The 19,463-nt window shown below is 61.2% G+C and carries 19 protein-coding genes; 6 read left to right on the forward strand and 13 right to left on the reverse strand.

Features of this window, described 5'->3' with window-relative positions; genetic code table 11:
• Positions 1 to 10 precede the first annotated feature (10 nt).
• The gene (cysG, locus tag SERRSCBI_RS21985) at positions 11 to 1,414 is read left to right on the forward strand and encodes a siroheme synthase CysG (RefSeq protein ID WP_042785496.1); all 1,404 of its coding nucleotides are present in this window, start codon (positions 11 to 13) and stop codon (positions 1,412 to 1,414) included.
• Between the two features lie 50 nt (positions 1,415 to 1,464).
• Here the strand turns inward: cysG and trpS are convergent, their stop codons facing one another.
• The 12 genes from trpS to pilM all read right to left on the reverse strand — a co-directional run bounded on the left by trpS (position 1,465) and on the right by pilM (position 11,492).
• On the reverse strand, positions 1,465 to 2,472 hold the full coding sequence (trpS, locus tag SERRSCBI_RS21990) for a tryptophan--tRNA ligase (protein WP_004930324.1): 1,008 nt from the start codon (positions 2,470 to 2,472) through the stop codon (positions 1,465 to 1,467).
• 2 nt (positions 2,473 to 2,474) lie between these two features.
• Positions 2,475 to 3,173, reverse strand: a complete 699-nt coding sequence (locus tag SERRSCBI_RS21995; RefSeq protein WP_033645272.1) for a phosphoglycolate phosphatase — start codon at positions 3,171 to 3,173, stop codon at positions 2,475 to 2,477.
• Positions 3,166 to 3,843, reverse strand: a complete 678-nt coding sequence (gene rpe, locus SERRSCBI_RS22000; protein WP_019456160.1) for a ribulose-phosphate 3-epimerase — start codon at positions 3,841 to 3,843, stop codon at positions 3,166 to 3,168. Before rpe ends, SERRSCBI_RS21995 begins: the two co-directional genes overlap by 8 nt.
• A 51-nt stretch (positions 3,844 to 3,894) precedes the next feature.
• Complete coding sequence (dam, locus tag SERRSCBI_RS22005; protein WP_033651736.1) at positions 3,895 to 4,707, reverse strand: adenine-specific DNA-methyltransferase; 813 nt, start codon at positions 4,705 to 4,707, stop codon at positions 3,895 to 3,897.
• A gap of 84 nt (positions 4,708 to 4,791) precedes the next feature.
• A complete protein-coding gene (locus SERRSCBI_RS22010; RefSeq protein WP_033645274.1) occupies positions 4,792 to 5,805 on the reverse strand; it encodes an SPOR domain-containing protein in 1,014 nt (337 codons plus the stop codon).
• A 156-nt stretch (positions 5,806 to 5,961) separates the two neighbouring features.
• Positions 5,962 to 7,062 (reverse strand): 3-dehydroquinate synthase, encoded by a 1,101-nt coding sequence (gene aroB / locus SERRSCBI_RS22015; protein WP_033651737.1) that lies wholly within the window; start codon positions 7,060 to 7,062, stop codon positions 5,962 to 5,964.
• 106 nt (positions 7,063 to 7,168) lie between these two features.
• Positions 7,169 to 7,690 carry a shikimate kinase AroK gene (gene aroK, locus SERRSCBI_RS22020; protein WP_004391482.1) on the reverse strand — a complete coding sequence of 174 codons (522 nt, stop codon included), beginning with the start codon at positions 7,688 to 7,690 and terminating at the stop codon, positions 7,169 to 7,171.
• A gap of 349 nt (positions 7,691 to 8,039) precedes the next feature.
• Positions 8,040 to 9,284 carry a DNA uptake porin HofQ gene (hofQ, locus tag SERRSCBI_RS22025; protein WP_084587982.1) on the reverse strand — a complete coding sequence of 415 codons (1,245 nt, stop codon included), beginning with the start codon at positions 9,282 to 9,284 and terminating at the stop codon, positions 8,040 to 8,042.
• Complete coding sequence (locus tag SERRSCBI_RS22030; RefSeq protein WP_033645276.1) at positions 9,281 to 9,640, reverse strand: HofP DNA utilization family protein; 360 nt, start codon at positions 9,638 to 9,640, stop codon at positions 9,281 to 9,283. Before SERRSCBI_RS22030 ends, hofQ begins: the two co-directional genes overlap by 4 nt.
• The gene (locus tag SERRSCBI_RS22035; RefSeq protein ID WP_042785497.1) at positions 9,633 to 10,127 is read right to left on the reverse strand and encodes a hypothetical protein; all 495 of its coding nucleotides are present in this window, start codon (positions 10,125 to 10,127) and stop codon (positions 9,633 to 9,635) included. The genes SERRSCBI_RS22030 and SERRSCBI_RS22035 overlap by 8 nt, the downstream gene beginning before the upstream one ends.
• Positions 10,120 to 10,659 carry a PilN domain-containing protein gene (locus SERRSCBI_RS22040; protein WP_042785498.1) on the reverse strand — a complete coding sequence of 180 codons (540 nt, stop codon included), beginning with the start codon at positions 10,657 to 10,659 and terminating at the stop codon, positions 10,120 to 10,122. Before SERRSCBI_RS22040 ends, SERRSCBI_RS22035 begins: the two co-directional genes overlap by 8 nt.
• Entirely contained in the window at positions 10,659 to 11,492 is an 834-nt protein-coding gene (pilM, locus tag SERRSCBI_RS22045; protein ID WP_042785499.1) for a type IV pilus biogenesis protein PilM, read from the reverse strand. Before pilM ends, SERRSCBI_RS22040 begins: the two co-directional genes overlap by 1 nt.
• 121 nt (positions 11,493 to 11,613) lie before the next feature.
• On the opposite strand from pilM, the gene mrcA reads away from it, so the two are divergent.
• Positions 11,614 to 14,172, forward strand: a complete 2,559-nt coding sequence (gene mrcA / locus SERRSCBI_RS22050; RefSeq protein WP_033645280.1) for a peptidoglycan glycosyltransferase/peptidoglycan DD-transpeptidase MrcA — start codon at positions 11,614 to 11,616, stop codon at positions 14,170 to 14,172.
• 51 nt (positions 14,173 to 14,223) lie between these two features.
• Here mrcA and nudE read toward each other — a convergent pair whose 3' ends face one another.
• Positions 14,224 to 14,775 carry an ADP compounds hydrolase NudE gene (nudE, locus tag SERRSCBI_RS22055; RefSeq protein WP_156965130.1) on the reverse strand — a complete coding sequence of 184 codons (552 nt, stop codon included), beginning with the start codon at positions 14,773 to 14,775 and terminating at the stop codon, positions 14,224 to 14,226.
• Between the two features lie 449 nt (positions 14,776 to 15,224).
• Between nudE and SERRSCBI_RS22060 the strand changes: the two genes are divergently transcribed.
• The 4 genes from SERRSCBI_RS22060 to hslO all read left to right on the forward strand — a co-directional run bounded on the left by SERRSCBI_RS22060 (position 15,225) and on the right by hslO (position 19,447).
• Entirely contained in the window at positions 15,225 to 17,360 is a 2,136-nt protein-coding gene (locus tag SERRSCBI_RS22060) for an intracellular growth attenuator family protein (protein ID WP_042785500.1), read from the forward strand.
• 98 nt (positions 17,361 to 17,458) lie between these two features.
• Positions 17,459 to 18,139 (forward strand): GMP/IMP nucleotidase, encoded by a 681-nt coding sequence (gene yrfG, locus SERRSCBI_RS22065; RefSeq protein ID WP_025304546.1) that lies wholly within the window; start codon positions 17,459 to 17,461, stop codon positions 18,137 to 18,139.
• Positions 18,136 to 18,543 (forward strand): ribosome-associated heat shock protein Hsp15, encoded by a 408-nt coding sequence (hslR, locus tag SERRSCBI_RS22070; RefSeq protein WP_033645283.1) that lies wholly within the window; start codon positions 18,136 to 18,138, stop codon positions 18,541 to 18,543. Before yrfG ends, hslR begins: the two co-directional genes overlap by 4 nt.
• Positions 18,544 to 18,568: 25 nt before the next feature.
• Positions 18,569 to 19,447, forward strand: coding sequence for an Hsp33 family molecular chaperone HslO (gene hslO / locus SERRSCBI_RS22075; protein WP_033645284.1), 879 nt, complete (start codon positions 18,569 to 18,571; stop codon positions 19,445 to 19,447).
• The last annotated feature ends 16 nt before the right edge of the window (positions 19,448 to 19,463 follow it).

The raw sequence follows: 19,463 nt of genomic DNA on the forward strand, positions 1-19,463 counted from the left end.
AGGAATGCCGATGGACTACCTGCCGATTTTCTGCCAACTGCAACACAAAGCCTGCCTGCTGGTCGGCGGCGGCGAAATCGCCGAACGCAAGGCGCGCCTGCTGCTGGACGCCGGCGCGGCGCTGACCGTCAACGCCCTGGCCTTCAGCCCGCAGTTCCACCAGTGGGCGGTAGAAGGCCTGTTGACGCTGGCCGAGGGCGAATTCAGCCCGGCCCTGCTGACGGAAAAATGGTTGGTGATAGCCGCCACTGACCGGCTGGAGGTCAACGCGCGGGTGTACCAGTGCGCCAACCAGCAGCGGGTGTTCTGCAACGTGGTCGATGACCCAAAACGCGCCAGCTTTATCATGCCGTCGATCATCGATCGTTCGCCGATCGTGGTGGCGGTGTCCTCCGGCGGCAAAGCGCCGGTGTTGGCGCGGTTGCTGCGCGAGAAGCTGGAAGCGCTGCTGCCGCAACACCTCGGCAAGCTGGCGCAGCTCGGCGGATCGCTGCGTCAACGGGTGAAACAGCGCTTCAGCAGCCTCGGCGCGCGCCGCCGCTTCTGGGAGCGGCTGTTCGCTCACGATCGGCTGGCGCAATCGCTGGCCAATGACGACGCGGCTCTGGCCGAACGCCAGCTCGAACAGCTGTTCAGCGAACGGCCTGAGGATCGCGGTGAAGTGGTGCTGGTGGGCGCCGGGCCGGGCGATGCCGGCCTGCTGACGCTGAAAGGGCTGCAACAGATCCAGCAGGCCGACGTGGTGGTTTACGACCGGCTGGTCTCCGAAGCGATCATGACGCTGGTGCGTCGCGACGCCGAGCGCATCTTCGTTGGCAAACGCGCCGGCCATCACTGCGTGCCGCAGGAGCAGATCAACCACATCCTGCTGCTGCAAGCGCGGCAAGGCAAACGCGTGGTGCGCCTGAAGGGCGGCGATCCCTTTATCTTCGGCCGCGGCGGCGAAGAGCTGGAAACGCTGGCGGACGCCAACGTGCCGTTCTCGGTGGTGCCGGGCATCACCGCCGCCTCCGGCTGTTCCGCCTACAGCGGCATCCCGCTCACCCACCGCGACCACGCGCAGAGCGTGCGTCTGGTGACCGGCCACGCCAAGGCCGACGGTGGATTGGACTGGGCGACGCTGGCCGCCGGGCAACAGACGCTGGTGTTCTATATGGGGCTATCGCAGGCGGCGGAGATCCAGCGCCGGCTGATCGCGAACGGACTGCCGGCCATCACACCGGTGGCGCTGGTGGAAAACGGCACGTCCTGTCGCCAGCGGGTGATCGAAGGCGAGCTTGGCCAACTGGGCGCCTTGTCCCTGCAGGCCGCCAGCCCCAGCCTGATCATCGTCGGCAGCGTGGTCAGCCTGCGCAGCAAGCTTAATTGGTTCGCCAGCGAGGCCCCGCCCGCCGGCCTGGCGCAAATGGCGTGATACCGACGTAAAAAAGCGGCCCAAGGCCGCTTTTTTTATTTGCGCCGGCGTTACGCCTGCGGCGGTACGAAACCGACGGCCTGATAAACCTTCGCCAGGGTTTCCTGCGCGCGTGCGCGAGCCTTGGCGGCGCCGTCGCGCATCACCTGCTGCAGGTAGGCTTCGTCGTTGCGGAAGCGGTGGTAACGCTCCTGCAGCTCAGCCAGCATGCCGGAGACGGCTTCCGCCACCGCGCCTTTCAGGTGGCCGTACATTTGGCCTTCGAACTCGGCTTCCAGCTGCGCGATGCTCTTGCCGGTGACGCCGGCGAGGATGTCCAACAGGTTGGAGACGCCCGCCTTGTTGACCACGTCGTAACGCACGACAGGCGGCTCTTCCGAGTCGGTCATTGCGCGTTTGATCTTTTTGGTCACCGCTTTCGGATCTTCCAGCAGGCCGATCACGTTGTTGCGGTTATCGTCCGACTTGGACATCTTCTTGGTCGGTTCCTGCAGCGACATCACGCGTGCGCCGGATTTAGGAATAAACGGCTCCGGCACTTTGAACACGTCGCCGTACAGCGCGTTGAAACGCTGGCCCACGTCGCGGCTCAGTTCCAGGTGTTGTTTCTGGTCTTCGCCCACCGGCACCTGATTGGTTTGATACAGCAGGATGTCCGCCGCCATCAGCACCGGATAGCTGAACAGCCCGGCGTTGATGTTCTCCGCGTAGCGTGCGGATTTGTCTTTGAACTGCGTCATGCGGCTCAGTTCGCCGAAATAGGTGTAGCAGTTCAGCACCCAGCTCAGCTGCGTGTGCTCAGGCACGTGCGACTGCACGAAGATGGTGCTTTTTTCCGGATCGATACCGCAGGCCAGATACAGCGCCAGCGTATCCAGCGTGGCTTTGCGCAGCTTTTCGGCGTCTTGGCGCACGGTGATGGCATGCAGATCGACGATGCAGTAGATGCAGTCGTAGTCGTCCTGCATCTGCACCCACTGACGCAGCGCACCCATGTAGTTGCCGATGGTCAGTTCGCCGGACGGCTGCGCGCCGCTAAATACGATGGGCTTACTCATGTTTAAATTTCCTGATTCTCTAAAGATGACAGCCCAAGAGCGGGCAACAAATCGGCGAAGCGCTCCAACACCCGATCGGGGTGGCTCAGGGCGATCGATTCGCCGTAGTTATAACCGTAGGTAAAACCGACGCTCGGGCAACCGGCGCCCTGGGCGGCTTGAATATCGTTGCGCGAATCGCCGACGAACAGCAGTTCATGCGCTCGCAACCCAAGCTTGCCGAGCACCAGATACAACGGCGCCGGGTGAGGTTTCTTTTCCGTCACGTCGTCGCCGCCAATCACCAGCGAAAAATACTCGCCAATGCCCAGCGATGCCAGCAGCGGCGCCACGAACGGCGTCGGCTTATTGGTCACCAATGCCATCGGGTAACCGTGCGCGGCCAGGCGGGCCAGCGTCTCTTGCACCTGCGGGAACAGGCGGCTGCCGCTGTCGACGGTCTGCGCGTAGAAATGATCGAAGCGCTCACGCAGCCGGCTGCACTGCTCCGGCGTGTCTTCCGCTTCCGCCCAGCGCAGCGCGCGCTGCACCAGCACGTCGGCGCCGTTGCCGATCCAGGTGCCAACTCGCTCTTCACCCGCTTGCGGCAGCCCCCTCTCTTCCAGCGCCATATCGATGGCGGCCGCGAGGCCCGGCGCGCTATCGACCAGCGTACCGTCAAGATCGAAGGCCAGTGCGCGGATCGCGCCGAAATCAGCCATGGGAAACCTTCGCCAGCTCGCTGCGCATTTCGTCGATCACCTTGCGGTAGTCCGGCTGGCCAAAGATGGCGGAACCGGCGACAAACATATCGGCGCCCGCGGCGGCGATTTCGGCGATGTTGTCCACCTTCACCCCGCCGTCGACTTCGAGACGGATATCGCGGCCGCTGTCGTCGATCAACTTGCGCACCTGGCGCAGCTTGTCGAGCGTGCCGTGGATGAACGACTGGCCGCCGAAGCCCGGGTTGACCGACATCAGCAGGATCACGTCGATTTTATCCATCACGTAATCAAGATAGCTCAGCGGGGTCGCCGGGTTGAACACCAGGCCGGCCTTACAGCCGTGCTCTTTGATCAGCTGAATGGTGCGATCGACATGTTCGGAGGCTTCAGGGTGGAAAGAGATATAAGACGCGCCGGCCTTGGCGAAGTCAGGCACGATGCGATCCACCGGCTTGACCATCAGATGTACGTCAATCGGCGCGGTAATGCCGTAGTTGCGCAGCGCTTCGCACACCATCGGACCGATGGTCAGATTGGGCACGTAGTGGTTGTCCATGACGTCGAAGTGCACCACGTCGCCGCCTGCGGCCAGCACGTTAGCGGTATCTTCACCTAACCGGGCAAAATCTGCCGACAGAATGGACGGGGCAATCAAAAACTTTTTCATCCGCTTCTCCAAACGTAGGGTCGAGTTGTTATGCGCCGGGGTGCCCCCGGCTTAGCGATACAGCGCCAAAAGCTCGTTCACTTTGCTGCGGCCGAGAATATTGCGGCTGATCGTGCGGCGCGCTTTCACCACATACAGCGCAGCATGCTGGTACCAGTCGCGCGTCAGCTCGGTATCGTGATTGGAAATCAATACCGGCACCCGGCTCTCTACCGAGAGCTGATGCGCCAGATGCGCCAGGCTCTGCTGATCGGCGATGCTGAAGCTGTTGGTGTGGTAAGCGGTGAAATTCGCCGTCGCCGACAGCGGCGCATAAGGCGGATCGCAATACACCACGGCGCCGGCTGCGGCCTTCGCCATGGTATCGCGGTAATGCTCGCAGACAAAAGTGGCATTGCGCGATTTTTCAGCAAACCAGTAGAGCTCTTCTTCCGGGAAGTACGGTTTCTTGTACCGGCCAAACGGCACATTGAACTCGCCGCGCAGGTTATAGCGGCACAGGCCGTTATAGCAGTGACGGTTCAGGTACAGGAACAGCAGCGCCCGGCGGTAAGGCTCGGTGCTAGTATTGAACTCTTCTCGCAGCAGGTAAAACTGATCCGAGTTATTGAATTCATCGGCGAAAAGCGTGCGGGCATCGCGCACGAAGTCATCCGTGCGCAGCTTAACGATGTTATACAGGTTGATAAGATCGCTATTGATGTCGGCGAGAATGTAGGCGTCGTAATCCGTATTCAGAAAGACGGATCCCGCACCCACGAAGGGCTCGATTAAGCAGTCTCCCGCCGGCAGATGGCGACGAATCTCATCTACCAGCGGGTATTTTCCACCAGCCCATTTTAAAAAAGCGCGGTTTTTCTTCATGCCGTCAATTAGCTACTTATACAATTCAGAGCGGCGGATTGTACTCTGTTTCAGACAGCACATCAGCGCACAAATTTAAATGATTTATTTTTTAAGATCTTGCTGCACTTGGTGTACAGGTCGAACCCATGGTTTTTTCGCCTGCACATCGGCCGGCAACGAAGCAATGGCGCGCTTCGCTTCAGCAGAAGACGCATAGTTGCCGCTCACCAGCACATACCACGGCTTGCCGTCACGCTTGGTGGCGTACACCAGGTAATTCTGCAGCTTCTGCTGTTTGGCGTAGGCGTTCAGCGTATCGGAACGCGAAGCGCTGCTCAGTTGCAAGGTATAGTGGCTGCCCGGCGCAGACTGCACAGAACTGCCGCTGCTGGCGACCGCTCCCGCTTTCGCGGTGGAAGACGGCTTGGCCGGCGGCGTATACACCGTAGTCGGTGATTTATGCTGCGTTGCGGTCGGTTTGGCGGCGGCGGTTTTCGCCGGCGTTTTATGCTGTTGCGGGGCAGTGCCCTGCACAGGACGCGTCGCTTCGCGCGCTGCGGCGCCGCTCATCACCGTCGCCGGTGCGGTCGGCAACGTCGACGCTGCGCCGGTCATGCCCTGCGTAGCGGCGTCAACCTGCCCCTGCTGCTGCGACAGCGCATCCGCCATGTTGCCCGGCAAATCGACGCGCTGCTGCGCACCGCCTTGCTGAGGCTGCGTTTGCGCTTCGGTCGGCGTGCCGGAGATCGGCGGAACGCTGACGTTCTGCGGTTGCTGCGGCTGAGTCGCGCTCACGCCGTTATTATCGTGGGTATCGGTCGTGCCGCCCGGCACGCCGTTATTGGCGGTGGTCAGCGACGAAGAACCGGACAGATTGATATCGCGGGCCGCGCCGTTTTGCGCGCCGCTCTCCTGAGCCGCTTCATGTTTGGTCGGCGCCTTCAGGGCTGAACCGATGCCGATAATCAGCAGCAGCAGCACCAAAATGCCGATGCCAATCATCAAATGCTGGCGCGAAACGGCGAAGCGCGGCGCGGCGGCCGGCTTGCGCGAACGCGTAGGACGACGATCGCTGCTATCAGGTCTGAGATCGTCTTCCGGTTTAAACTCGTCCATCTGAAACCCTCCAACTAGAGGCAAAAGCCCACCACCGTAGACCTACCGTGGCACGGGCGGATTAACCCGATGATGGCAAAGCGACACCCGTCGTGCTCTGCTCACTGTATTAATATAGATGCTAATGGCGGCTAAGCCACTGTTACTTAGTCCGATTTAATTACGCTTCCGCTCAGGCAAGCAGGCGGCGATCGACGCCAGCACCAGCTCATGCCCTACGCCGCCGCGCACTTCCGCCGCACCGATCGCGGTCGGCAACACCAGACGCAGTTCCCCCGCCAGCACTTTCTTGTCGCGCAACATGTGCGGCAAGTAGGATTCCGGCGTCATTTCCTGCGGCCCGCAGACCGGCAAGCCGGCGCGCAGCAGCAGCGCTTTGATGCGCTCGATGTCTTCAACGGAGAACTGGCCGAGACGGTGCGCGGTTTCCGCCGCCATCACCATGCCCGCAGCCACCGCCTCACCGTGCAGCCACACGCCGTAGCCCATCTCAGCTTCGATAGCATGGCCGTAAGTATGGCCCAGATTCAGCAGGGCGCGCAGACCGCTTTCACGTTCGTCTGCGGCCACCACCTCGGCCTTCAGCTCGCAGCAGCGGCGAATACAGTAGGCCAACGCCTGCATATCCAACGCCATCAGCGCATCGATGTTATTTTCCAGCCAGACGAAAAACTCGCGATCGAGAATGATCCCGTATTTGATGACTTCGGCCAGGCCGGAAGAGAGTTCACGCGTCGGCAGCGTTTTCAGGCAATCCAGATCAACCACCACCGAAGCGGGTTGATAGAAAGCGCCGATCATGTTTTTGCCGAGCGGGTGGTTGACGGCGGTCTTGCCGCCCACGGAGGAGTCCACCTGCGACAGCAGCGTGGTGGGAACCTGAATGAAGCGCACGCCGCGTTGGTAGCACGCGGCGGCGAAGCCGGTCAGATCGCCGACAACGCCGCCACCGAGCGCGATCAGCGTGGTATCGCGCCCGTGCGGTTTTTCGAGCAGCGCCGAAAACACCTGCTCCAACACCGCCAGAGATTTGTACTGCTCACCATCGGGAAGAATCACCTGATCCACCACGACGCCGCTCTGCTCCAGCACCTGCCGGACACGCTCCAGATAGAGCGGCGCCAGGGTCTGGTTGGTGACCAACATCGCTTGTTCACCCGCCTTTAACGGCATAAAAGAAGCCGGATCGTCAAACAATCCGGCGGCGATGGTAATCGGGTAGCTGCGCTCCCCAAGCGTTACAGTAATTCTCTCCATGTCGCGCTTAGTTCTCTGTATGGTACGGCGGTGGTTGCTCCCCACAACGGCGGGGAACACAAATCAGTTTTCCGCATTAGCCGACGGCGAACGCGAAAATCGGCAATCAGTTGCTTTCCAGCATGTTGATGATCTGGTTGGCAACCACTTTAGCGCTCTGATCGTCGGTGCGAATGGTGACATCGGCAATCTCTTCATACAACGGATTGCGCTCTTTCGCCAAAGCTTCCAGCACTTCACGCGGCGGAGAATCAACCTGCAGCAGCGGGCGTTTTTTATCACGCTGGGTACGAGCCAACTGCTTTTCGATCGTGGTTTCGAGATAAACCACCACGCCGCGCGCGGACAGACGGTTGCGCGTTTCGCGCGACTTCACCGAACCGCCGCCGGTCGCCAACACAATCCCTTGTTTTTCCGTCAGTTCATTAATGACTTTTTCTTCACGATCGCGGAAACCTTCTTCCCCTTCCACGTCGAATACCCAGCCCACGTCAGCTCCGGTACGTCGCTCAATTTCTTGATCGGAGTCGAAGAACTCCATATTGAGTTGCTGAGCTAACTGACGGCCAATAGTGCTTTTGCCGGCACCCATAGGCCCAACCAGAAAGATATTGCGTTTCTCTGCCATGTTTTTCGGTATTACTAAGACAATTCGTTAATGTTAACCCGCCCCGCCAATCAAATCAGCGGCGGGACCTAAACTGAAACCTCATGAGCGATAGTGCGAGATCAGACGAAAAATTATCTCAACACTCTTGGTAGTTTGGCAACCGAATAAATCGCAATCCACGCCGCGGGAGGGAAACCATATGTTTTTAACGGCGTCTTGGCGCTAACAAAAAACCTCGGTGCTCAATTCGGTAACCCTTGTAAGCTAAATCGGCCGCAGCGTCAAACGCAGATCCCCCCAAGGGGATAAAAAAGTGTATCTGCTCATCAACTTTAGGCGATTTGCCGCCCGGCCGACAGGCCGCCGCTTATCCCTTAATCAGGGTTGGCGTAATAAAGATCACCAGCTCGCGTTTTTTCTGTTGTGCGCCGCTCTGCCGGAACAAGCCCCCCAGCAGCGGCGCATCCCCCAGTCCCGGCACCTTGTCCGCCGTCTTGCCGCGATGCCGTTGAAAAATGCCGCCGAGCACCAGGGTTTCGCCGTTTTTCACCGTGATCTGCGTCTTAATCTCCTGTTTATCGATGGTCAACGCCTCTCCGGCCCCTCGGCTGATGGCGCGCCCCGGCATATTTTGGCTGATCTGCAGCGTCAGCGTGATGCGCCCGTCCGGCAACACCTTCGGCGTCACCTCCATGCCCAGCACCGCCTCTTTAAACTCGATGGCGGTCGCACCGCTGGCGCCGCTGGACACTTCATAAGGGATCTCCGTCCCTTGCTTGATGCTGGCGGTTTGCAGATGCGCCGTCAGGAGACGCGGGCTGGCGATGATCTCCACCTGATTTTCCTGCTCCAGCGCCGTCAGCTCCAGGCTCAGCAAACGCCCGCTGATGCGCGCCAGATGGAAACCGGCGTTCACCGCGCTGCGCTCCAACGGCAGGTTAACGCCGATATTGCCCGGCCGCAGCGGCCGCGCCGGCCTGTCGTCGGGCGCCAATCCCCAACGCACGCCGAGCTCACGCAGGCTTTCGCTGTTGATGGTCACGATATGCGCCGCCAGTTGCACCTGTGCCAGCGGCGCATCCATTTCCGTTATCCGCTTTTTCAACTGCGCCACAATCGGCGCGGTGTCGCGCAGCAGCAGCGTATTGGTGCGTTTATCCGCCAACACGCTGCCACGCTCGCTCAGCAACGCGCCACGTTGGGCGTTGAGGCTTTCGGCAATTTCCGCCGCATCGCCGTTTTGCACGGTCATCGTCAGGCTGTGCAAGGGTTGCCGCTGCGCCAGCGCCTCTTGCAGCTGTCTTTTTTCCCGCGCATCCGGCTCCGGGGAGATCAGCATCACGTTACCCTCCCGCGTCATCGTCAGTTTGCCCATACGCAGGGTCAGCGCCAGCGCCTGGGGCCAGGGCACATCCTCCAACCGCAGCGTCAGGCTGCCGCTCACGCCCGGCGCGGCGATCAGGTTCATCTGCCGATAATCCGCCAAGGCCTGCAGGATGACCGTGACCGGCGCATCCTGAAACTCCAATGAGATTATCTGTTTATCCTGAGCCTGCGCAGCGCCGAGCGCCAAACACCCTAGCGCCAAGCCCAGTCCAGCGCGTCCTTTCATGATTTGTCATCCTTGTCGTCGATCATCAGCGATATGTCGTCGCGGCTCGTCGGGCACTCCGGTTCGGCCGTCAGCGCCTTCAACGTCAGGCTGCGCGCCTGCACCTGCGTCACCTGCCAGCGCTCGGCAAGCACCCGTTGTTGCGGCCGCAGGCGCAACCATTGCCCCGCCGGCGTCACCACCCAGCCATAGCGCTGCGTCGGTTGCCCGATGACGCCTTTCAGTCGCCAGCCCGCCGGGGATGTCTCTGTCTGGGCGCAAGCAGGCATCGGGGGCGGCGCAAACGGGTCGCGCGGTTCGGCGCATAAGGCCCACGGCCATAGCAGCCACCACCAACGGCCGGATCTTCTACTCATCGGCCAGCTCCTCGGCGGCATCCTGTAAAACCAACCGCGCCGTCATGCCCTGCGGCGGCGTCTCCACGCTCAATTGTTCGAGACGCAAATCGACGGGCAGCGCCTCCAGCAGCGCCAACAAACCGGGGTAGTCAATGCGCAAGCTCAGCGTTTGCCGCGGCGGTTTTTCCTGCCGCTGCCAGCGCAATAAGGCGCCCCCCGCACGTTGCAGCCCGTTCGTCAGATCGCCGGTGGCGGCCGGAGCGAGCGGCGTCGGCGGCATCAGGGCGACCGGCGCCTCGTCCAGTTGGCGCTGCGCCACGGCGATCTGTTGCAGCAGGCGCTGTTGCCGCTCTGTCGCACTTTCCCGCTGACGCCATTCGTCTTGCAGCATCCAGCCCCCACCCAACAACGCCAACGTGCCGATGCCCAGCCATTGCGCGGCCAGCAATCGCCGGCCCGACAGGCCCAGCAAGAAGCGCAGCCCAGATGGCAAACGGTTATCCATCACGCCCCCATTGCGCCACCAGATGAAAGGCGTACAGGCCGTCGTCGCGTTGCGCCACCTCCGCCAAACGCAGCCGCGGTAACGCGGGCATCCCCGCCAGCCGCCGTTCGAACTGCGAAATGGCGGCAGGAGAACGGCTCAATCCACGCAGCCGCAGGCCGTTCGCCGCATCGCTGTCCAACGCCGTGAGCCACAGCGGTGGGGGGAGGCAGGAGGAGAGTTGCTGCAGCAGTTGCAAATAACGCCGGTTATGTTGGGCATTGCGCGCCTGCCGTTCAGCGAGGGCGCTGTATCGCGCCCGTTGCGCCCGCTCTAGCTGCTGCTGACGAACGAGCAGCGTCACTGCCGCCAGCTCTTCTTCCAACAGCGCCAGCCGCTCCTGACGCTGCGCCTGTTGATGACGCAGTTGGCCGGCGACGAGGAACAGCGCCAGCAACAGCACCGTTATCTGCAACAGCAACACGCCCAGCCAGAAGCAGCCGCGCCGCCGATCGCGACGTTGCCGCCAGGGCAAAAAGTTGACCTGGTACATCAGCGGTCCTCCTCGCGCAGCGCCAGACCGCCGGCCAACGCGAACGCTGAGGGATGCACGGGCAACGGCGGACGCAGCTGCGTGAAGGCGCTGAGCGGCGACCAGGAAAGGCAGCCGACGGGCAAGGCTCCTGCCAGCACGCTGCCGGCATAGACCGGTCGATCATCGTCCGTCGGCGTCTGGGCTTGCAGCGCCCGCAGCGCCTGCGCGTCATCGTCGCCCGGCGTCAGCCCGAACGCGAACGCGCCGTCGGCCGGCGCCACCCACAGCCATTCTCGCTCGAGACGATGCATCAGCCCCGCGGTGTGCGGCACGCCCGCCGCCGTCGCCATCATCCGCAGCGCGCAAGGCGTAATATCGACCGCTTGCGGATGCAGGCCCGCCTGGCGCAGACAGTGCAGCCACTGCTGCAGCTCCTGCCGCCGCGCGGCGGTCAACAGCAGCGCCGCCCCCTCCGCCGGCGCGGCGCGATAGTCGAGCACCAGCGTCTGGCCGTCGAGTGGGAACTGCTTCACGCCGTGGCCAACGATATAGTCGCTGCGTTCCGGCTCGCGCAGACGCGCGTCCGGCTGCGCCATGCACTGTTGCAACACCCGCTGTGCCGGCAGGGCAATGCGTAAGGAAATATGTCGCGGCAGTTGGACGCGCCATTGCCGCAGCGCCCGGATCAGGGCTTCGGAAGGTGCCAGGCAGCCGTCGCGTAAAACCGCCTGCGGCAGCGTCTGTTGCCACCAGTGACGCAGTTGCCAGCCGTTGCGGCGGCGTTGGACCGCCAGCGCCCGCACGCAGTCGATTTGTATATCCAGCCCCACCTGCCATGCTTGAGGGAACATGTTTCACAAGCCTCCATAACATCCGATGATAAAAGAACATATCCATGTCGCAGGCTTGCCTTTATACTACCGCGCGGTTGTTTATAAACTGCCCAAATGACTTAGAAATGGGAAATCTCAGGTGAAGTTCGTAAAGTATTTACTAATCCTTGCAGTATGTTGCATCGTGCTGGGAGCAGCCTCGATTTTCGGCTTGTACAAATATGTCGAGCCGCAGCTGCCCGACGTCGCAACGCTGAAAGACGTGCGGCTGCAGATACCGATGCAGGTTTACAGCGCCGATGGCGAACTGATCGCCCAGTACGGCGAGAAGCGCCGCATTCCGCTGAAGTTGGATCAAATTCCGCCGGTGATGGTGCACGCATTTATCGCCACCGAAGACAGCCGCTTCTATGATCACCACGGTGTCGATCCGGTCGGCATCTTCCGCGCGGCCTCCATCGCGTTGGTCTCCGGCCACGCTTCCCAGGGGGCCAGCACCATTACCCAACAGCTGGCGCGTAACTTCTTCTTAAGCCCGGAACGCACCCTGATGCGTAAAATCAAGGAAGCCTTCCTGGCGGTACGCATCGAGCAGATGCTGACCAAAGATGAAATCCTTGAGCTGTATTTGAACAAGATCTACCTGGGTTATCGCGCTTACGGCGTGGGCGCCGCCGCGCAGGTCTATTTCGGCAAGGACGTCAGCCAGCTCACCCTGAGCGAGATGGCGACCATCGCCGGCCTGCCGAAAGCGCCGTCCACCTTCAACCCGCTCTATTCGCACGATCGCGCCGTTGCCCGTCGCAACGTAGTGCTGTCGCGCATGCTGGACGAACACTACATCACGCAGGCGCAGTACGATCAGGCGCGTTCTGAAGATCTGGTCGCCAACTACCATGCGCCGGAAATCAGCTTCTCCGCCCCGTATCTCTCCGAGATGGTGCGTCAGGAGATGATCAAGCGCTACGGTGAAAACGCCTATACCGACGGTTATAAGGTTTACACCACCGTGACCAAACGGCTGCAGCTGGCGGCGCAGGAATCGGTGCGCAATAACGTGTTGGCCTATGACATGCGCCACGGCTATCGCGGCCCGTCAAACGTGCTGTGGAAAGTCGGCGAAGCGGCCTGGGATCGCAAACAGATTGTCGACTCGCTGAAAAACCTGCCGAACTACGGCCCGCTGGCGCCGGCGGTCATCACCGCCGCCAACCCGCAGGAAGCGACGGCGATGCTGGCCGACGGCAGCAGCATTGCCCTGCCGATGGCCACCATGCGCTGGGCGCGGCCATACCGTTCAGACACTCAGCAAGGCCCAACGCCGAAACGCGTCACCGACGTGGTGCAGCCAGGCCAGCAGGTCTGGGTGCGTAAAGTGAACGAGGCCTGGTGGCTGTCGCAGGTGCCGGACGTCAACTCGGCGCTGGTTTCCATCAACCCGAACGACGGTGCGGTGAAAGCGCTGGTCGGCGGCTTCGATTTCAACCAGAGCAAGTTCAACCGCGTCACGCAGGCCCTGCGTCAGGTGGGCTCGAACATCAAACCGTTCCTGTATACCGCCGCGATGGATAAAGGCCTGACGCTGGCCACCATCCTGAACGACTTGCCGATCACCCGTTGGGATGCCGGCGCCGGCACCGACTGGCGGCCGAAGAACTCGCCGCCGACCTACGATGGCCCGATTCGTCTGCGTCAAGGGCTGGGGCAGTCGAAGAACGTGGTGATGGTGCGCGCGATGCGTGCGATGGGCGTCGACTACGCGGCGGAATATCTGCAGCGCTTCGGCTTCCCGGCACAGAACATCGTGCATACCGAATCGCTGGCGCTGGGCTCCGCTTCCTTCACCCCGATGCAGCTGGTGCGCGGTTACGCGGTGCTGGCGAACGGCGGTTACCTGGTCGATCCGTACTTCATCACCAAAATTGAAGACGACAACGGCAATACGGTGTTCGAAGCCAAACCTAAAGTGGTTTGCAGCAGCTGCAACCTGCCGGTGATCTACGGTGATACTCACCGTTCGGCCGTGCTGTCCGATGACAACATCGAAAACGTCGCCACCTCGCAGGAAGGCAGCAACAGCACGGTGCCGATGCCGCAGCTGGAGCAGGTAACCCCGGCTCAGGTGCAGCAGGACGGCGACCAACAGTATGCGCCGCACGTGATCAGCACGCCGCTGGCCTTCCTGATCCACGACGCGCTGAACAGCAACATCTTCGGTGAACCGGGTTGGATGGGCACCGCCTGGCGCGCCGGGCGCGATCTGAAACGTCATGATATCGGCGGTAAAACCGGTACCACCAACAGTTCCAAAGACGCCTGGTTCTCCGGCTATGGCCCGGATACCGTGACGTCGGTGTGGATCGGCTTCGACGATCACCGCCGCGATCTGGGCCGTTCGACGGTGTCCGGCGCCATCCCGGATCAGATTTCCGGCGGCGAAGGCGGTGCCAAGAGCGCCCAGCCGGCGTGGGACGACTTCATGAAGATCGCGCTGGAAGGCATTCCGGAGCAGAAAGTCACGCCGCCGCCGGGCATCATCAGCGTCACCATCGACAAGAGCAGCGGCAAGCTCTCTGGCGGTGGCGGCGGCAGCCGTTCCGAGTACTTTATCGAAGGAACGCAGCCGACGGACTACCCATCGCGCGATACCGGCACCACGCTGACCGATCCGGGCGGCGAAAGCCACGAGCTGTTCTGATCGAAAAGGGCCAGAGAAATCTGGCCCTTTTTTTATGCGGCGTGAAGCGTCTCAGCGCGAAGCGCGCAGAAACGCCTCGGAGAGGAACAGCGCGCTGACGTTGCGCGCCTCACGGAAATCCGGTTCCGCCAGCAGCGCCATCATGTTGGCGATCGGCCAGCGCACCTGCGGCAGGGGTTCCGGTTCGTCCCCCTCCAGGCTCTGCGGGTAGAGATCGTGTGCCAGCACGATATTCATTTTGCTGGAAAAGTAGGATGGCGCCATCGTCAGCTTGCTGAGGAAATCAAAGCGTCTGGCGCCGAATCCCACCTCTTCCATCAGCTCGCGGTTGGCCGCCTCCAGCACCCCCTCGCCGGGATCGATCAACCCTTTCGGGAAGCCGAGCTCATAGGATTCAGTGCCCACCGCATATTCGCGGATCAGCAGCAGGTCATCGCCAATCACCGGCACAATCATCACCGCTTCGCGATCCGAAGGCCGCATGCGCTCATACACCCGCCGCACACCGTTGCTGAATTCCAAATCGACCGACTCGACGTTGAACAAACGCGAACGCGCGACCGTTTCCACTTTCAGAATTTTAGGTTTTTTGCAGGTGTTTATCCATGATTGCCTCAAAGAGGTTGCCCAGGCGCGGACAGGGCAACCGAAAAAATGATTGGCGTAACGCACGGCTCGTTGGCGCTCAAACGCTGACCAAATTCGATCTTGATCACATTGTGCGTTAAGGGCAAGCTCGGCCGCAACGCGCATGAACAGTAATTTACTTTCTTTTAACAAGCGTCGCCAGCCGCGGGCGATTTTCTGCACTGATTCAGCAAACAGCGCGCATGAAAATAGGATAATGCCGATATCGACGGCAGGGGCCGGTTGCTAGTATCACGCAGGCAAGAATCAGTGATAAAATGACCTTGCTTCATGAAGGAATGAGATCCAAAGCGAAAATCTGTTTGTTCCCTCATTAGTTCTGGGTGCCTCCTGGCGGTTTACTCCGTATAATATTCAGCTTTTCATCAGGTTGGCGAAATTCACGGGTGTGAGATGGGGATTGCATGAGCACAATAGTGTTGATATTGGCCTTAGTGCTTGTCTGCCTGATTGCCGCCGGCCTGTACCTGTGGTTCAAGGCCCGCCACCCGACGGCGCTGGCGCGCACGCTGCCGTTTATCAAACCCGCCCACCGCAAGCTGACCGACGAAGAACGCGCGGCGGTCGAGTTCTACCTTAATCAACAAAACAAGCTGAGCAACAAACTGTTGCCCGGCGGCGGCGCTACGCTGCCCGCAGCCAAACTGGCGCTCACCCCGCAAAGCGATAACGTTTATCCCGTGACGCACGCCATCACCCGTTACGGGCTGGCCAGCGACGATCCCAATAAATGGCGCTATTACCTCGATGCCGAAGAGGTACATCTGCCGCCATTTTGGGAACCCTACATCACCGCCGACAACCATGTGGAAGTGATCCGAACCCAGACGCTGCCGCTGGTGATTTCGCTCAATGGGCACTCGCTGAAAGATCATATCCACGACCGGCCGCAGCCGCCGGTCGTGACCGCCGCGCCGACCAAAAACGCCTCCATCCGCAAGGAAGAGAGCGAGCATGTCGAGCTGGTGAACATTCGCAAGGAAACGCCGGAAGAGCATGCGCTGAACCGGCCGAACGGCATCCGTGAAGCCGTCATCATCTCCGCCGCGCTGCTGCTGCTGTTCTTCAGCCTGATCAGCCCGGTGCTGGTGATCCCCTGGATGATTTTCGTGGCGGTGCTGATGATCGCCTGGGGAGGGTGGAACCTGTTCCGCCGCCCGGCGTCGCGCGAGTTGAAAGAGATCCACTGCCTGCGCGGCACGCCAAAGCGCTGGGGCCTGTTCGGCGAATCCGGCCAAGGGCAGATCAGCAATATTTCGCTCGGCATTATCGATCTGATCTATCCGCCGCACTGGCAACCGTACCTGACGCAGGATCTGGGCAAAACCACCGATGTGGACGTCTATCTCAACCGTCAGGTGGTGCGGCAGGGGCGCTTCCTGTCGCTGCATGACGAAGTGAAGAATTTCCCGTTGCAGCAGTGGGGCCGCAATGCGGTGCTGGTCGCCAGCTCGGCGCTGGTTCTGCTGCTGCTGCTGATCTATATCCCGCTCAACCTGCCGTTGACCCTCAGCATGGCCTGGCTGCAAGGCGCGCAAAAAGTGGAAGTGACCAGCGTACAGGCGCTGGAGGCCACGCCGCTGCGCATCGGCGACACGCTGAAAGTGCGCGGCAGCGGCATGTGCTATGTCCCGCCGCCGGCCAACGGCGGCGGCGCCGTCAATTTTGCGCCGTTCGACTGCTCCGGCATCTATTGGAACACCGCCGCCCCGCTGCCGCAGCCGGAATCGGAAGTCATAGACAAAGCGACAGCCCTGCTGGCGACGGTCAGCGGTCAGCTGCATCCGAGCGGCGCCGATCAGAAGGTCAACCCGCAGCTGGCCAGCGCCATCGAGAAATCCGGCATGATCCTGCTGGACGATTTCTCCGATATCGTGCTGAAAACGCAGGATCTGTGCCAGACGGAAAACGACTGTGTACGGCTGAAAAACGCGCTGGTTAACTTGGGCAACGCGAAAAACTGGAGCAGCCTGGTGAAACGCGCCAAATCCGGCGCGCTGCAAGGCGTCAACGTCCTGCTTCGTCCGGTCAGCGCCGAATCGCTGGAAAGCCTGACCAAAGTGGCCACCTCGTCGTTCATCTTCAATGAGACGCGACTGGCCGCCGCTGCGCTCAACAGCCCGCCGCCAGGCGGTTTCCTGATCCGCAGCGACGAAGGCCGCCAGTGGGTCAGTCACCCCCAGCCGCAGACGCCGCAAAGCGAATACAACGCGCTCGACCAGTGGAATGAGCTGCAGCGCCAGTCCAACCTGCTGCTGCATACCCCATTCCAGGCGCAGGGCGTGATCACCAGCCTCAGCGTTGACGCCAACGGCACTCGCCACGTGGCGTTGCACAGCGAACCGGACATGATCACCCTGTGGCGCTATCTCGGCACCAGCCTGTTGTTGCTGGCCGTAGTGGTCAGCCTGGGTTATAACGCCTGGCGCCTGGTGCAGCGTCGGCGCATCAATCAGCACCGCGTCGCCGATATCCAGCGTTACTACGACAGCTGCTTCAACCCGCAGCTCAATCCGATGTCGATGCGGCCGATGGCCTGAACCTGACGCCGGGGCTTCGGCCCTGTCATCCGCTTATGCTACGCTAACGCTATTATTCTCATCTGCGGACTGCCCGTCGGTCCGCCCGTGGAGTTTTTATGGTTCCCGAGTTTGATTGGCCGCAGATCGATACCGTGCTGCTGGACATGGACGGCACATTGCTGGATCTGGAGTTCGACAGCCACTTTTGGCTCAGCCTGGTGCCGCAGGCGCTGAGCGAAAGGCGCGCCATTCCGTTCGACGAAGCCCGCCACATCATCGAGCGGGAATACCAGGCGGTGCAGCACACCATGAACTGGTATTGCTTCGATTACTGGAGCGAGCGGCTGGATCTGGACATTTACCGCATGACCAGCGAAGTGGGCAGCCGCGCCCGGCTGCGCGAAGACACCGAGCCTTTTTTACGGGCGCTGCGCGACGCCGGCCTGCAAACCATTTTGCTGACCAACGCCCATCCGCACAGCCTGGCGGTGAAAATCGAGCATACCGGCCTCGATCGGCACCTTGATTTATTGTTTTCCACCCACACATTTGGTTATCCGAAAGAAGATCAGCGTCTGTGGCAGGCAGTGCAACAGCACACCGGATTCAACCCGCAGCGCACGCTGTTTGTCGACGACGGCGAGCCGATCCTCGACGCGGCGCGCACTTTCGGCATTCGTTACTGCCTGGGCGTGCAAAACCCGGACTCCAGCACGGCGGAGAAAAGCTTCCAGCGCCATCCGTCGATGCGCGACTACCGCCTGCTGATACCGGCGCTGGCCAAGGGGGAAGCATGAAGGAAAAAGCGACGCGCGACGACGCGGTCCGACTGGATAAGTGGCTGTGGGCCGCACGCTTCTACAAGACCCGCGCGCTGGCGCGCGAAATGATCGACGGCGGCAAGGTGCATTACAACGGCCAGCGCGGCAAGCCGAGCAAGATTGTCGAGCTCAACGCCGAGCTCAAACTGCGGCAGGGCAACGAAGAACGTACGGTGATCGTGCTGGCGCTGACCAGCCAACGCCGCGGCGCCAACGAGGCGCAGCAAATGTATCAGGAAACCGAAGCCAGCATCGCCAACCGCGAAAAAATGGCGCTGGCGCGCAAGATGAACGCGTTGACCATGCCGCATCCGGACCGACGTCCGGACAAAAAGGAGCGGCGCGACCTGATGAAATTTAAATTTGGTGAGCAGGAATAACCCCTCACCGCAATGAGAGAAGATTATGTCCAACCATGACCAATTGCACCGTTACCTGTTTGAAAACTACGCGGTGCGCGGCGAGCTGGTTACCGTCAGCGAAACCTATCAGCAGATCCTGAACAACCACGACTACCCGGCGCCGGTGCAAAAACTGCTGGGCGAGCTGCTGGTCGCCACCAGTCTGCTGACCGCAACCCTGAAGTTCGACGGCGACATCACCGTTCAGCTGCAAGGCGACGGCCCGCTGAAGCTGGCGGTGATCAATGGCAACAACCGCCAGGAGATGCGCGGCGTTGCGCGCACCCAGGCGCCTATCGCCGACGACAGCACCCTGCATCAGATGATCGGCAACGGCGTCATGGTCATCACCATTTCCCCAACGGAAGGCGAACGCTATCAGGGCGTGGTCGGTCTGGAAGGGGAAACGCTGGCCGAATGCCTGGAAGCCTACTTCCGCCAGTCTGAACAGTTGCCGACCCGCCTGTTCATCCGCACCGGCGAAGCGGAAGGCAATGCCGCGGCGGCCGGCATGCTGCTGCAGGTGCTGCCGGCGCAAGACGGCAACCTCGATGATTTCGATCACCTGGTGCAACTGACCAACACGGTCAAAAGCGAAGAGCTGTTCGGCCTGCCGGCCAACGAGGTGCTGTACCGTCTGTATCATCAGGAAGAAGTCACCCTGTATGAACCGCAGGACGTGCAATTCCGTTGTACCTGTTCACGCCAGCGTTGCGCCGACGCGCTGCTGACGCTGCCGACCGACGAAGTGGCGGACATGCTGGAGCAGGACGGCAATATCGACATGCACTGCGACTACTGCGGCAGCCACTATGTCTTTGACCCGGTTGATGTTGCCGCGTTGTATGCGGGCAACGCCGGCGAAAGCGATCGGTTGCACTAAGTCACACCCTCTCGGC

This window comes from Serratia sp. SCBI, from assembly GCF_000747565.1.
Lineage (GTDB): Bacteria > Pseudomonadota > Gammaproteobacteria > Enterobacterales > Enterobacteriaceae > Serratia > Serratia ureilytica.

Coding starts and splice junctions, on each gene's coding strand:
- SERRSCBI_RS22030 (WP_033645276.1), bottom strand. CDS start 9,640: ATGAGTAGAAGATCCGGCCGTTGGTGGTGGCTGCTATGGCCGTGGGCC.
- pilM (WP_042785499.1), bottom strand. CDS start 11,492: ATGTTCCCTCAAGCATGGCAGGTGGGGCTGGATATACAAATCGACTGC.
- dam (WP_033651736.1), bottom strand. CDS start 4,707: ATGAAGAAAAACCGCGCTTTTTTAAAATGGGCTGGTGGAAAATACCCG.
- hofQ (WP_084587982.1), bottom strand. CDS start 9,284: ATGAAAGGACGCGCTGGACTGGGCTTGGCGCTAGGGTGTTTGGCGCTC.
- aroB (WP_033651737.1), bottom strand. CDS start 7,062: ATGGAGAGAATTACTGTAACGCTTGGGGAGCGCAGCTACCCGATTACC.
- hslR (WP_033645283.1), top strand. CDS start 18,136: ATGAAGGAAAAAGCGACGCGCGACGACGCGGTCCGACTGGATAAGTGG.
- cysG (WP_042785496.1), top strand. CDS start 11: ATGGACTACCTGCCGATTTTCTGCCAACTGCAACACAAAGCCTGCCTG.
- aroK (WP_004391482.1), bottom strand. CDS start 7,690: ATGGCAGAGAAACGCAATATCTTTCTGGTTGGGCCTATGGGTGCCGGC.
- SERRSCBI_RS21995 (WP_033645272.1), bottom strand. CDS start 3,173: ATGGCTGATTTCGGCGCGATCCGCGCACTGGCCTTCGATCTTGACGGT.
- SERRSCBI_RS22060 (WP_042785500.1), top strand. CDS start 15,225: ATGAGCACAATAGTGTTGATATTGGCCTTAGTGCTTGTCTGCCTGATT.
- hslO (WP_033645284.1), top strand. CDS start 18,569: ATGTCCAACCATGACCAATTGCACCGTTACCTGTTTGAAAACTACGCG.
- SERRSCBI_RS22035 (WP_042785497.1), bottom strand. CDS start 10,127: ATGGATAACCGTTTGCCATCTGGGCTGCGCTTCTTGCTGGGCCTGTCG.
- SERRSCBI_RS22040 (WP_042785498.1), bottom strand. CDS start 10,659: ATGTACCAGGTCAACTTTTTGCCCTGGCGGCAACGTCGCGATCGGCGG.
- trpS (WP_004930324.1), bottom strand. CDS start 2,472: ATGAGTAAGCCCATCGTATTTAGCGGCGCGCAGCCGTCCGGCGAACTG.
- rpe (WP_019456160.1), bottom strand. CDS start 3,843: ATGAAAAAGTTTTTGATTGCCCCGTCCATTCTGTCGGCAGATTTTGCC.
- yrfG (WP_025304546.1), top strand. CDS start 17,459: ATGGTTCCCGAGTTTGATTGGCCGCAGATCGATACCGTGCTGCTGGAC.
- SERRSCBI_RS22010 (WP_033645274.1), bottom strand. CDS start 5,805: ATGGACGAGTTTAAACCGGAAGACGATCTCAGACCTGATAGCAGCGAT.